1 protein-coding gene is annotated in these 271 nt (G+C 49.1%); it reads left to right on the top strand.

Features of this window, described 5'->3' with window-relative positions; all coding sequences use genetic code 11:
• The coding region (locus tag AYW75_RS18485) for an AbgT family transporter (RefSeq protein ID WP_197478980.1) at positions 1-271 on the top strand (271 nt) is incomplete at both ends.

Below are 271 nucleotides of genomic sequence, written 5' to 3' on the forward strand. Positions count from 1 at the left end.
ATTACTACTGGCCTTAAGAAAATGCTTAACTTCACACCAGCTAAGCTACTTACACCAATGCTGATCCTTGTAGCAATTGTATCGCACACTGCAGCAGATGCGGGTTACGTACTGGTTATTCCTCTTGGTGGTATTATTTTCCACGCAGCTGGCCGTCACCCTCTAGCGGGTATCGCAGCGGCGTTTGCTGGTGTCTCTGGCGGTTTCTCTGCTAACTTTATCCCTTCAGGTATCGACCCACTGTTAGCAGGTTTCACACAAACAGCAGCGC

It is taken from the genome of Marinomonas atlantica (genome assembly GCF_001639725.1).
In the GTDB taxonomy this organism is placed as follows: domain Bacteria; phylum Pseudomonadota; class Gammaproteobacteria; order Pseudomonadales; family Marinomonadaceae; genus Marinomonas; species Marinomonas atlantica.